Source organism: Mesorhizobium sp. KR1-2, from assembly GCF_040045035.1.
Classification (GTDB): Bacteria; Pseudomonadota; Alphaproteobacteria; order Rhizobiales; family Rhizobiaceae; genus Pseudaminobacter.
The window spans coordinates 182559-194853 of record NZ_JBDZDS010000009.1 but is presented as its reverse complement, the minus strand read 5'-3'; the positions used below and the strand labels follow the sequence as shown (position 1 = coordinate 194853).

The 12295-nt window shown below is 63.2% G+C and carries 11 protein-coding genes; 6 read left to right on the top strand and 5 right to left on the bottom strand.

Annotation, left to right across the window (positions count from 1 at the left end; translation table 11 throughout):
- Window positions 1-27 precede the first annotated feature (27 nt).
- A complete protein-coding gene (locus ABLE85_RS18360) occupies window positions 28-1317 on the top strand; it encodes a hemolysin family protein (protein ID WP_348794148.1) in 1290 nt (429 codons plus the stop codon).
- A 517-nt stretch (window positions 1318-1834) separates the two neighbouring features.
- Here the strand turns inward: ABLE85_RS18360 and ABLE85_RS18355 are convergent.
- On the bottom strand, window positions 1835-2437 hold the full coding sequence (locus ABLE85_RS18355) for an NAD(P)H-dependent oxidoreductase (protein WP_348794147.1): 603 nt from the start codon (window positions 2435-2437) through the stop codon (window positions 1835-1837).
- 88 nt (window positions 2438-2525) lie between these two features.
- Here ABLE85_RS18355 and ABLE85_RS18350 point away from each other — a divergent pair, with 88 nt between their 5' ends.
- Window positions 2526-2930 carry a helix-turn-helix domain-containing protein gene (locus tag ABLE85_RS18350; protein WP_348794146.1) on the top strand — a complete coding sequence of 135 codons (405 nt, stop codon included), beginning with the start codon at window positions 2526-2528 and terminating at the stop codon, window positions 2928-2930.
- Window positions 2931-2934: 4 nt separating this feature from the next.
- On the opposite strand, the gene ABLE85_RS18345 is transcribed toward ABLE85_RS18350, so the two are convergent.
- Window positions 2935-3327 carry an acyl-CoA thioesterase gene (locus ABLE85_RS18345; RefSeq protein WP_348794145.1) on the bottom strand — a complete coding sequence of 131 codons (393 nt, stop codon included), beginning with the start codon at window positions 3325-3327 and terminating at the stop codon, window positions 2935-2937.
- A gap of 192 nt (window positions 3328-3519) precedes the next feature.
- On the opposite strand from ABLE85_RS18345, the gene ABLE85_RS18340 reads away from it, so the two are divergent.
- On the top strand, window positions 3520-5136 hold the full coding sequence (locus ABLE85_RS18340) for a GMC family oxidoreductase N-terminal domain-containing protein (protein WP_348794216.1): 1617 nt from the start codon (window positions 3520-3522) through the stop codon (window positions 5134-5136).
- Window positions 5133-6350 (top strand): mandelate racemase/muconate lactonizing enzyme family protein, encoded by a 1218-nt coding sequence (locus ABLE85_RS18335; protein WP_348794144.1) that lies wholly within the window; start codon window positions 5133-5135, stop codon window positions 6348-6350. The genes ABLE85_RS18340 and ABLE85_RS18335 overlap by 4 nt, the downstream gene beginning before the upstream one ends.
- Window positions 6351-6464: 114 nt before the next feature.
- On the opposite strand, the gene ABLE85_RS18330 is transcribed toward ABLE85_RS18335, so the two are convergent.
- Together ABLE85_RS18330 and ABLE85_RS18325 are read right to left on the bottom strand one after the other, a co-directional pair.
- On the bottom strand, window positions 6465-6704 hold the full coding sequence (locus ABLE85_RS18330) for a DUF1344 domain-containing protein (protein WP_348794143.1): 240 nt from the start codon (window positions 6702-6704) through the stop codon (window positions 6465-6467).
- 197 nt (window positions 6705-6901) lie between these two features.
- Window positions 6902-7153, bottom strand: a complete 252-nt coding sequence (locus ABLE85_RS18325) for a DUF1344 domain-containing protein (protein ID WP_348794142.1) — start codon at window positions 7151-7153, stop codon at window positions 6902-6904.
- A gap of 449 nt (window positions 7154-7602) precedes the next feature.
- On the opposite strand from ABLE85_RS18325, the gene ABLE85_RS18320 reads away from it, so the two are divergent.
- Entirely contained in the window at window positions 7603-7860 is a 258-nt protein-coding gene (locus ABLE85_RS18320; protein WP_348794141.1) for a SemiSWEET transporter, read from the top strand.
- A gap of 42 nt (window positions 7861-7902) precedes the next feature.
- Here ABLE85_RS18320 and ABLE85_RS18315 read toward each other — a convergent pair whose 3' ends face one another.
- Window positions 7903-9039: a glycosyltransferase family 4 protein gene (locus tag ABLE85_RS18315; RefSeq protein ID WP_348794140.1), complete on the bottom strand. Its 1137-nt coding sequence runs from the start codon at window positions 9037-9039 to the stop codon at window positions 7903-7905.
- Between the two features lie 239 nt (window positions 9040-9278).
- Here ABLE85_RS18315 and uvrB point away from each other — a divergent pair, with 239 nt between their 5' ends.
- Window positions 9279-12224: an excinuclease ABC subunit UvrB gene (uvrB, locus tag ABLE85_RS18310; protein ID WP_348794139.1), complete on the top strand. Its 2946-nt coding sequence runs from the start codon at window positions 9279-9281 to the stop codon at window positions 12222-12224.
- Window positions 12225-12295: the final 71 nt, after the last annotated feature.

Here is a 12295-nt window from a genome sequence, read left to right as displayed (position 1 = left end):
CAATCGCCGGGATGATATGGACCGGCGATGCTATACGTCGAAATCGCGATAGTTCTCGTTCTCATCTGTGTGAACGGCCTTTTGGCCATGTCCGAGCTGGCCATCGTCTCGTCGCGGCCAGCACGCCTCAAGGCGATGATCGACCGTGACGTGAAAGGAGCCGGACGTGCGCTTGAGCTCGGCTCCAATCCCGGCCGTTTCCTGTCCACGGTGCAGTTCGGCATCACGCTGGTCGGTGTCCTGTCCGGCGCCTTCTCCGGCGCCACGCTCGGCCTGCGCCTCACCCAGCTCCTCTTGGAAAACGGCATGTCGAATGGCCTTGCCAACGCGCTTGGCGTGGGCCTGGTCGTAGCCGTTATCACCTATGCGTCGCTGATCATCGGCGAGCTGGTGCCCAAGCAGATTGCCTTGCGGAACCCTGAAACCGTCGCCGCCCGCGTGGCACCCGTGATGAGCGTTCTCGCAATGATCGGCGCGCCGCTGGTCTGGGCACTCGACCTCTCCGGACGCGCGGTGCTGTGGCTTCTTGGCCAGCGCGGCGAGAACGAGGAGAAGGTCACCGACGAGGAGATCAAGATGCTGGTCGCCGAGGCCGAGCATCACGGCACCATCGAATCCGACGAGCGCCGCATGATCGCCGGTGTGATGCGACTGGGCGACCGCGCCGTGCGCGCCGTGATGACGCCGCGCCCGGAGGTCGACTGGCTGAACCTCCATGGCGACGAGGCAGCTATCCGCAGGCTCCTGATCGAGACGCACCATTCGCGCCTGCCGGCCGGTGAAGGCAGCGTCGATGCCATGGTAGGCGTTGTGCAGACACGCGAGATCCTGGCCGCCATTCTTGCCGGCCGCGCCTTCGACCCCGCCAAATATGTGCGCCCCGCGCCCATCGTGCATGACCTGTCCGACGCGCTGGACGTGCTGGCGATCCTCAAGGAATCCGATGTGCCGATGGCGCTGGTGCACGACGAATACGGCCATTTCGAAGGCCTGGTCACGCCCGCCGACATTCTGGAGGCTATCACCGGCGTCTTCCGCGCCGACGCTGACGAGGACGAGTTCGCACCAGTGCAGCGCGACGACGGCTCCTGGCTGCTGGCCGGTTACATGCCGGCCGACGAGATGGCCGACCTGCTCGGCGTCGACCTGCCGGAACACCGTGACTACGAGACCGTCGCCGGCTTTGTGCTGGCCCATATGCACCACCTGCCCGCAACCGGCGAGAGCGTCGACGCGCAGGGCTGGCGCTTCGAGGTGGTCGACCTCGACGGCCGCCGCATCGACAAGGTTCTGGCAGCGCGTCTGTCCGGCGCGTAAGCCGGGCTCGAGGGCGCATTTCGCGCGAGAGAACAGCAGGTTGCGGGATCGGCTTGAATCGGGCTGACATTGCGAGAAGTCGCACCTGAAGGTACTCCCGGATCATGACCGAACCCCGGGCGGCTTCGTCCTGAACCGCATCTGGCTGCCGCCGGGTCGAGGCATGGATTCTCGACACTCTCCGCTCACTGCGTTCGCTCACAAGGTCGGGAATGACGGAGGATGTTGATCGGCTCCGCAAATCCCCAACGTCAAAAAATCACCGACGTCGAAGGACTGGCGACAGGCCCGGTGCAGTCGTCATTCCCGACCTCGTGAGCGAGTGAAACGAGCGGAGAGTGTCGGGAATCCATGCCTCGCCACAGGTGACATCGACAACGGTGCAGGCACCGCAAAACGCACTCCGACAGAACCAGGCGGATTCAGGACACCACTCACGACAGCGGAGAGCGAACCGACAAAAAAGGGCGGCATCGCTGCCGCCCTGCCCGTCCCTGGGAGGAAATGTCTTTGCCGCTCAGGCGGCCTTGGTGGCGGCAGCGGCCGCATCGGCCTCGCGCGCGGCCTTGAGCGCCCTGGCCCACCAGATTGTCTCGTCCAGCAACGCCTTGCCGGCCTGGTTGATGTGCTCGAATTCCTCGATCTTCTTGCCTTCCCTGATGGCAAGGAAATCGCCCCATACGATGTGAACCGCGGTCTTGGTCGGCGCCATCTGCAACTCGACGGCATGCATGCGCAGCTGCTCCACGGCGCGCGCACCACCGACGCCGCCATAGCCGATGAAGCCGGCCGGCTTCTTGTTCCACTCGTTGTAGGCGTAGTCGAGCGCGTTCTTCAGCACGGCGGTCGGGCCGTGATTGTATTCGGCGGCGGTGAAGACGAAACCGTCGAGCGAAGCGACCTTCTCCTGGAACTTGCGTGCGACCTCGCTCTGCGAAGGGCCCCACGCCGGAGAAACGGCCTCATCGAAGAAGGGCAGCGGATAGTCGCGCAGGTCGATCACTTCGACCTCGACATCGCCGCGCGCCTTAGCCAGACTGACGAACCATTCGACGGGCTTGTCAGCGAAACGCGTCGGGCGCGTGGAGCCGACGACTACGCCGATCTTGGGCTTGGACATCTTATTTGTCTCCATTCGAAATCTAGTATCCAAAAGATACCGACACTATATAAGTGACCGACTGAACGCCTTACAAGGAGGCACTTTTTTGAAACCGAGGCACCTGCACCAAACCGAGGACTGCCGGGCCGTCAGCGACATCCTGCAGCGCGTGGGCGACAAATGGACCGTGCTCGTCGTCAGCCGACTGGGGGACGGTCCCATGCGCTTCAACGAATTGCGCCACATCATCGGCGGCATCTCACAGAAGATGCTGACGACCACGCTGCGCGGACTGGAACGCGACGGCTTCGTCACGCGCACCGTGTTCCCCACCATCCCGCCACGGGTCGATTACGAACTCACCGAGCTCGGCCACGAACTGCTGATACCGGTCAACGCGCTGGGCGAATGGGCGCGCAAGAACACCGCGCGCGTGACCGAGGCGCGGATGAAATTCGACGCCGCCTGTGCTGAACGTGCGCCTGGGCGAGTGGCGGTCGGAACGAAGTAATTCTCTATTCCGTCGGCACTGGCTTGGGTGTGCCCTCGCCATCCAGTGCCACCATGACGAAATCTGCGTCGGTCACCCGCTCCATCAGGTCGCTGAGATAGCGCTGCGCCCAGGCCTCGACCTTCAGCGTGATCGAGGTGCGGCCCACGCGCGTGACATGGGTGTAGATGCACAGCGTGTCGCCGATCTTCATCGGCTTGGCGAAGGACATTTCCTTCACCGCCGCCGTCACCACGCGGCCCTTCGCGCGCTCCGCGGCCCGGATGCCGCAGGCAAGGTCCATCTGCGCCATCACCCAGCCGCCAAAGATGTCACCGGCGGCGTTGGCATCGGCCGGCATCGCCAGCGTGCGCAAGGTAAGCTCGCCGGTCGGCTGGCCGTCTGCGAAATGGGGCATCTGGAATCTCCGAAAACATCTCCTGCATGGATGGCAGTTGCAGCCGCTTAGGGCAAGTTTTGGGCACTGGCGACATTTTCGTCCGTCGCTTTTTTCACAGGCCATGCCGGTCGCCCATAGGCCGAGGCGGTGAAACGGGGTCTAGGCTTGAATCGATACTTCAGCCAGTTCGCGGACGGTCTTTCGTTTCCCATGCAAGACTATGATTTCATTGTCGTCGGTTCCGGCTCCGCAGGCTCGGTGGTGGCCGAAAAACTGTCGGCCAGCGGGCGCTTCTCGGTGCTGGTGCTGGAGGCCGGCGGGACCGACCGCAGCTTCTTCGTGCAGATGCCGCTGGGCTACGGCAAGACCTTCTTCGACCCGGCGGTAAACTGGAACTACAAGACCGAACCCGACCCGGGCCTTGCCGGCAATGCCGACCACTGGCCGCGCGGAAAACTGCTCGGCGGCTCCAGCTCGATCAACGCCATGGTGTGGATCCGCGGCCAGCGCGAGGACTTTGATGGCTGGGCTGCGGCCGGCAATACCGGCTGGGGTTTTGACGACCTCCTGCCCATCTTCAAGGCGATCGAAGACAACGAGGCCGGCGCCGACGAATGGCGCGGGCGCGGCGGCCCGATACACGTGACCGACAACCGCAGCCGTGTGCATCCCCTCACCCACCGCTTCCTGAAGGCCGGTCAGCAGGCAGGCCTCGCCCTGAATCAGGATTTCAATGGCGCCGCCCAGGAAGGCGTCGGCGTCTACCAGATCAACACCAAGAACGGCCGCCGCTGGTCCGCCGCCCGCGCCTTCCTGCGCCCGGCGATGAAGCGCGCCAACATCCGCGTCGTCACCAACGCGCTGGCAACAAGAATCCTGTTCGAGGGCACGCGCGCCGTCGGCATCGAATATCTGAAGCATGGCCGCACGATCAATGCGCGCGCCGGTCGTGAGGTGGTGCTGTGCGGCGGCTCGGTCAACACGCCGCAACTCCTGCAGCTTTCCGGCGTCGGCCCGGCCGATCTCTTGAAAAACCTCGACATCCCGGTGGTACATGCCAACGCCCAAGTCGGCGCCAATCTGCAGGACCATCTCGGCATCAACTACACCTACAAAGGCCGGCTGCCGACGCTGAACCAGACCTTGCGTCCCTGGTGGGGCAAGATGCTGGTCGGCATGCAGTATCTGCTGCTGCGCACCGGGCCACTGTCGATGAGCATGAACCAGGGCGGCGGCTTCTTCCGCACGGATGAAGGCCAGCTCCGTCCCAACATGCAGCTCTATTTCCAGGCCTTTTCGACCGTTCTGCCAAAGCCTGGCGAACGCCCGATCCTGACGCCCGATCCCTGGCCGGGCTTTTCCATCGGCCTGTCGAACTGCCGGCCTTCGAGCCGTGGCTCGATCATGATCTGCTCCAAGAACCCGCTCGACTATCCGAAGATCGTGCCCAACGCCTATTCCACCGAGACCGACGTTGAAGAAATGCTAGCGGCCGTAAAATTCGTGCGCAAGATCGCGTCGATGCCCGCAATGAGCGAGGTCATTACGGAAGAGGTGCTGCCCGGTCCGAAATGCGTGAGCGACGACGAGCTGATCGCCGATTTCCGCAAGCGCAGCGGCACGGTCTATCACCCCGTTTCCACCTGCCGCATGGGGCCGGATGCCTCGCAGTCCGTGGTCGATCCGCGCCTGAAGGTGCACGGCCTTGCGGGCTTGCGCATTGTCGACGCCTCGATCTTCCCCGACAACATCAGCGGCAACACCAACGCAGCTTCCATCATGACCGGCTGGAAGGGCGCGGAGATGATTTTGGAGGACCACCCATGAAAATCACCGACGTAAAGACCTTCGTCGTCGGCAATCCGCCGCCGGGTATCGGCGGGCGCTATTTCATCTTCGTCAAGCTAACGACTGACAGCAACGTGGTCGGCTATGGCGAGGCCTATAACGCCACCTTCGGCCCGCATGTCACCGCCCACATGATCGAGGATCTCGCCGAGCGCTATCTGGTCGGCCGCGACCCGCACGACATCGAAACCTTCTTCCGCCGCGCCTATTCGTCGGGTTTCTCGCAGCGCCCCGACATTTCCGTCATGGGCTGCTTCTCGGCGCTGGAAATCGCCTGCTGGGACATCATCGGCAAGGAGGCGGGCAAACCGGTCTACAAACTGCTGGGCGGCCAGGTGCATGAGGCGCTGCGCTCCTACACCTATCTCTATCCAACCACCGGCAGCGCCGTTCCGGCCGAGGCCGACAACCCGCACAAGAACGTCTACAACGATCCGGTCCTCGCCGCCGAATGCGCGCTCGCCTATGTCGAGCAAGGCTTTAGCGCGGTGAAGCTCGATCCCGCCGGCCCCTACACCGCCTTTGACGGCCATCAGCCGCGCCTTATCGACATCGACCTGTCAGCGCGCATGCTGAAGGTGATCCGCGAGGCGGTCGGCGACCGCGCGGACATTCTGTTCGGCACCCACGGCCAGTTCACGGCCTCCGGCGCGCTGCGTATGGCCAAAGCCATCGAGCCCTATGATCCGCTGTGGTTCGAAGAGCCGGTGCCGCCGGACATGCCGGAGGTGATGGCGCAGGTTGCGCGTGGAACGTCGATCCCCATCGCCACCGGCGAGCGACTGACGACCAAATTCGAGTTCGCCCGTGTCATAGAGAACCGCGCTGCCACCATCCTGCAGCCCGATCTCGGCCGCTCGGGCGGCATACTCGAAACCAAGAAGATCGCGGCCATGGCCGAGGCCTACCACATCCAGATCGCGCCGCATTGCTATTGTGGGCCGATCGTAGGCGCTGCCAACATCCAGCTTGCGACGACGCTGCCCAACTTCCTCATCCTCGAGTCCCTGAAGCAGTGGGACGGCTTCCACGAGAAGCTGCTGAAGAAGAAGATCGAATGGCAGGACGGAAACGTCATCCCATCCAAGGAACCGGGCCTCGGCGTCGAGCTGGATGAGGCGGTGTGCGAGGCATACCCCTGGACCGGCACGGAGCTGCACCTGCAAATGACGCAGGAGCCATTGTTTCCCTGACTTGGAAAAGTGTTCCGCACCAGCGGGTTGGCGGAAAGATCAGACTCGGTTCACGAAATCCGATCGAAAAGGCCGGCCTGCAAACAGGCCGACCTTCTGAAATCGCAGCAAGAATTATTGCATCTTCTCAACCGAAGTTGCCATCTGGTCACTATCGGTCATGATCTTGACATGCTCGCCGGCCTTCAGGTTGTTGAGCTTCACTTCGGGCTTCGCCTGGATCGACATGCCGTCGTCCATCATGAGCATGTGCTTCTTCATATCGATCGACTTGATCGTGCCTTCCATTTCGCCGGCGAATGCAGGCGCCACGATCAGCATCGACATGAGCATGGTTCCGAGGATGGTCTTCATGAGATATCTCCCGTTTATGGGCCGAAGATGCGACCGCTCATCGGCGCATCTTTCGGCGCGCGACCACGCGGTAACGCGTCAGCGCCGAATGGGTTGCCGGCATTCGGAAGGGACTACCCAAGATTTTACCCGTCCTGCACGCAGGAAGGGCCGGTCCTGGCAGGACCGGCCCCATGTCACCAGTAACGGACCGGAGGTTACTCCACGATTTCGACGGCCGTCGCGCTGGTCGCGCCTTCGTCAAGCGTCACCTTGACCTTGGTACCGTCCTTCAACGCGTCGAGAGTGTCGGCAGTCACGTCCGCGCCGGCGACGACCTGCTTGCCGTCCTCCAGCGTGATCGTCTTCGTCGTCGTGTCGACCGACTTCACGACACCCTCGAGGGTTCCCGCATAGGCGGCGCCCATGAAAGCCAGCGAAGCGGCAGCGGCGACAAGAATCTTCTTCATGACAAGTACTCCGTTCTGTTTTTCGTCCGGCGCTTGCGCTCGCTTCAGGGAAGGCGAAAGCCACACCGGACGTGATTGAGATAGGAGGCGCAGGCCGCTTCCGGCAAATCACAAAGAATGAAATTACTCAACAAAAACATATACTTATTTGCGCCACATTTGGCGACACAAAAGCCGGATCGACTGCTTCGCGAAGCTTCATGACGCGAAATATTTCAAGCCGCTGCCTTCGAAACCATGGAAAAAGGTGAAAAAGGCAGCAGCCGTGTTACAGCCATCCCAGCGCCCGATTTGGAGCAGTCGTCGATCACGCAGAGCCGCGGAAAGCCCATTTCCACAGCAAGGGGCAAGAGCCACCGCCGCCCCTCACCGACATGATAGCTTCACACGAATCGGGCTTTCTGGCATGAATCACCCTAAAATCCTCTCCAGTTTCGAAAGCCGCTTCCTTGCCCGCCTCCATCGAACTCATCGGTTCGGTCGCCGCGACCATCACCACATTCGCCTGGCTGCCGCAGATCATTAAAATCCTTCGCGACAAGCAGACCAGTGACATTTCATGGGGCACCACAGGCACGCTCGCCGCCGGCGTGCTGCTTTGGATCATCTACGGCCTGTTCATCGGCTCGTGGCCGCTCGTGCTCGCCAATGTGGTGACGTTCCTCTTCATAGCCACCATCCTCGGGTTGAAGCTGCGCTACGGCTGAGCGATCCAGGCCGCTGGACGCTCTACCCAGCCTGGCCTCAACCTATCGCCCACGGTCGGGTATCCAGCGATCGGCCGGATTCTTGAAGTGCTTCCAGCCGCGATCGTGAGCACGGCCGAGTGCGGCACGGTAAATCTCCTCGATTTGCGGCAGGATCGCCCCCGGGGCCAGCTTGTCTATCACCGTTCGCCGGTCGCGGCGTCCATCGCTGGCCCGCGCCTCCGCGTCGCGGCCTCGGCTTGCGGCGGCCTGTGCCATGCCGTCGACGTCGCCGATCGCAAAGATGCGCTCGGGCGGCAGCAGGTCCACCATGTTGCCGACATCCGTGGAAATCACGGGGATGGACTGTGCCATCGCTTCCAGCGGCGCGATCGGCGCCTCCTCGCGAACCGACGTGCATAGAAACACGTCCATGGCCGGGACCAGCGCGACCGCGTCGGTCCTGTGCCCTGCCAGGTGCACCTTGCCGCGCAGAACCGGATCGGCCAGCAGTTCCTGCCAGCCCGGCACGCTCAGCCCCTCTTTCTCCACCCCGCCGACCAGCAGCAGTTCGGCATCCAGTCCTGCCGAAACCAGTTTCTTGAGGATACGCAGCATGTCCACTTGGCGCTTGCGCGGGCCGATCAGTCCCACCGCGCCGAGCAACAGCGTCGACTGGCTAATACCGAGCCTCTCGCGCGCCTCGTGCCGCAACTGCGTCGAGACCGGCTGAAGCGCCTCGGCGTCGAACATGTTCGGCACCACATGCATCCGCCGCGGCGAGACCAGAAACCGCCTGGTATAGAAGTCCGCCGTCTGCTTGGAGAGCCCGACAACCGCATGGGCAAACCGCCAGGGAATCTGGAACTGGCGCGCATGCGCCGTCATCACCGCCGGGGCGCCGTCGGCCAGGGTAAAGATCATCAGGAACTTGTTGGCCCGGCTGCCATGCGCATGCACCAGCGTCCGCCCCCAATCGCGGATCGGATAGCCTGTGCTTCGCAGATCTGCCGGCAGGGTCTTGAAGCTGCTTTCCAGCATTTTGACCGGCCCGGCGAAGCTCTGCTTCTCGATCCAGGAATTGTGCGCGTGCACCAGCATCACCTCGTGCCCGGCAAGAATCTGCTGGTCGATCAGTGTCTTGGTGCTGGTTGCGACGCCATTCAGCGCCGGATGGCTCATCAGATGGGCGATCTTCATTGGCGTCGATCATCCGTGCGGCGCAGGGGCCGCGCTCGTTGCACGCGCGGGGAGGCCTCCAGCAAGAAGTACCACCCGCTTCCCCCAATTCCCCGGAGACATGTCGAAGCCCACCGAACCAAGCCCAACAGGAGCATAGGCGCCCCTGACACCGCCATGTCAGCAGCCACGATCAGCAGCTGTCTTTTGCCTGCCTCTCGCCCTTTTCATTTTCCTGGACTCCTACCATATTCCCGGGCATGGCCAAATCCCCCGAAGACAAATCACCGCGCCCGGCGGGCACTCGCGACGACCAGCCCAAGAAGGGCACGCGGCGCAGCGCGCTCACTGATTTTCTGGATGCCGCCGAACCACTCGAGCGCAAGGGTTTTGGCGAAGCCCCGCAGTCCGAGCTGTCGGGCAAGCCCCTGAGCGGCTCCATCTCGGATTGGGCACAGGAGATTTCGAGGGAGGCCGAGAAGGCCAAGCCGAAGGCCGTCAAGAAGGTTCCCGAGCGCTCGGCCGCCCCGACCAGGTCGGCGCGCGGCACTTCGATGGGCGGCGCAGCCACCGCCAAGGAGCGCGCCGCAGCCGGTCTCAATCCGGTCGCGGGCATGGACATCAGCCTTGAAGAGGCAGAAACCCTCGCGCCGGCCGGCGTTACCGCCACGGTCGCAGCCCTGTCCGCGCTGATCGAGAGCGGTAACCCGCTGCACAAGAACGGCAAGGCCTGGGTGCCGCACAGGCCGGAACGCCCGGAAAAATCCGAAGGCGGCGTCGCCATCAAGATGGTCTCCGACTTCGAGCCAGCCGGCGACCAGCCGACCGCGATCAAGGACCTGGTCGAGGGCGTCGACCAGATCGAGCGCACGCAGGTACTGCTCGGCGTCACCGGTTCGGGCAAGACCTTCACCATGGCAAAGGTGATCGAGGAGACGCAGCGCCCCGCCCTGATCCTGGCGCCCAACAAGACGCTGGCCGCGCAGCTCTACGCGGAGTTCAAGAAATTCTTCCCGGACAACGCGGTCGAGTATTTCGTCTCCTACTACGATTACTACCAGCCGGAAGCCTATGTGCCGCGCACCGACACCTTCATCGAGAAGGAGTCGTCGATCAACGAGCAGATCGACCGCATGCGCCACTCGGCCACCCGCTCGCTGCTGGAGCGCGACGACGTCATCATCGTCGCCTCGGTGTCCTGCATCTACGGTATCGGCTCGGTGGAGACCTATACCGCCATGACCTTCCAGATGCAGGTCGGCGACCGGCTCGACCAGCGCCAGCTTCTGGCCGACCTCGTGGCCCAGCAATACAAGCGCCAGGACATCAACTTCGTGCGCGGCTCGTTCCGAGTGCGTGGCGACACGATCGAAATCTTCCCGGCCCACTTGGAAGACTCGGCCTGGCGCATCTCCATGTTCGGCGACGAGATCGAACAGATCACCGAGTTCGATCCGCTCACCGGCCAGAAGACCGGCGACCTGAAGAGCGTGAAGATCTATGCGAATTCGCACTACGTCACGCCGCGCCCGACGCTGAACCAGGCGATCAAGTCGATCAAGGAAGAGCTGCAGCATCGCCTCGCCGAACTTGAAAAGGCAGGCCGCCTGCTGGAAGCGCAGCGACTGGAGCAGCGCACCCGCTTCGATCTCGAGATGCTTGAGGCCACCGGCTCCTGCGCCGGCATCGAGAACTATTCGCGCTATCTCACCGGCCGCGCGCCGGGCGAGCCGCCGCCCACGCTGTTCGAATATATTCCCGACAATGCGCTGGTCTTCATCGACGAAAGCCACGTAACCGTGCCACAGATCGGCGGCATGTATCGTGGCGACTTCCGCCGCAAGGCGACGCTGGCCGAATACGGTTTTCGTCTCCCCTCCTGCATGGACAACCGCCCGCTGCGCTTCGAGGAATGGGACGCCATGCGCCCGCTCACCGTCGCCGTGTCGGCCACGCCCGGCGGCTGGGAGCTGGAGGAATCCGGCGGCGTCTTTGCCGAACAGGTCATCCGCCCGACCGGCCTGATCGACCCGCCAGTCGAGGTGCGCCCAGCCAAGAGCCAGGTCGACGACGTTTTGGGCGAGATCCGCGAGACGACCAAGGCTGGCTACCGCACGCTGGTCACCGTGCTGACCAAGCGCATGGCCGAGGACTTGACCGAGTACCTGCACGAGAACGGCATTCGCGTGCGCTACATGCACTCCGACATCGACACGCTTGAGCGCATCGAGATCCTGCGCGATCTGCGCCTAGGCGCATTCGACGTGCTGGTCGGCATCAACCTGCTCCGCGAAGGCCTCGACATTCCCGAGTGCGGCTTCGTCGCTATCCTCGACGCCGACAAGGAAGGTTTCCTGCGCTCGGAGACTTCGCTCATCCAGACCATCGGGCGCGCCGCGCGAAACGTCGACGGCAAGGTCATCCTCTATGCCGATAACATCACCGGCTCGATGGAACGCGCCATGGCGGAGACCACGCGCCGCCGCGAAAAGCAGGTGGCGTGGAACGAGGCCAACGGCATCACGCCCGAAAGCGTCAAGTCGCGCATCTCGGACATCCTCGAGTCCGTCTACGAGAAGGACCACGTCCGCGCCGACATTTCGCAATTCACCGACGATGCTGGCGCCATGGTCGGCAACAATCTCAAGGCGCATCTGGAAGCGCTCGACAAGCAGATGCGCGACGCCGCCGCCGATCTCGACTTCGAGCGCGCCGCCCGCATCCGCGACGAGATCAAGCGCCTGCGCGAGCTGGAACTCTCCATCTCCGACGATCCGCTGGCCAAATATGCCGACATGGAAAGCCCCGTCTCCGGCCGCGAGAAGGGCAAGCACAACAAGGGCGTTGCCAAGCATCGCACGGTCGACGACGCCGGTGGCAAGTCTCTGTTCCAGAAGCCGCACATCGACGACATGGGCCCCGGCACCGACATGGCAAAACCTGCCGGCGCGGTTTCACGCTCGCTGTTCAAGAAGCAGTCTGCGCAGGAAGCACATGGCGCCGACTACGGTCTGCCGGATGGTGATGGGCCGTCCCTGTTCCGTAAGAACAGTCTCGATGAAATGACCGTGCGCCGCACCGAACAGCCGATCGAAGGCACAAAGCCGATCAAGCGCGCCAAGATCGGCGCCGGTTCCTATGAGGACCCGGCCGACGAGAGCGCGCGCAAACGGCGTCCGGGCAAGACCGGCAGGCCCGGCCACTGATTTCGCGGGCAGGCCGGCTCCTCGGCAAGCCTGCTCGCCAGTAGCTCAACAATACCCCAAGACAAAGCCGC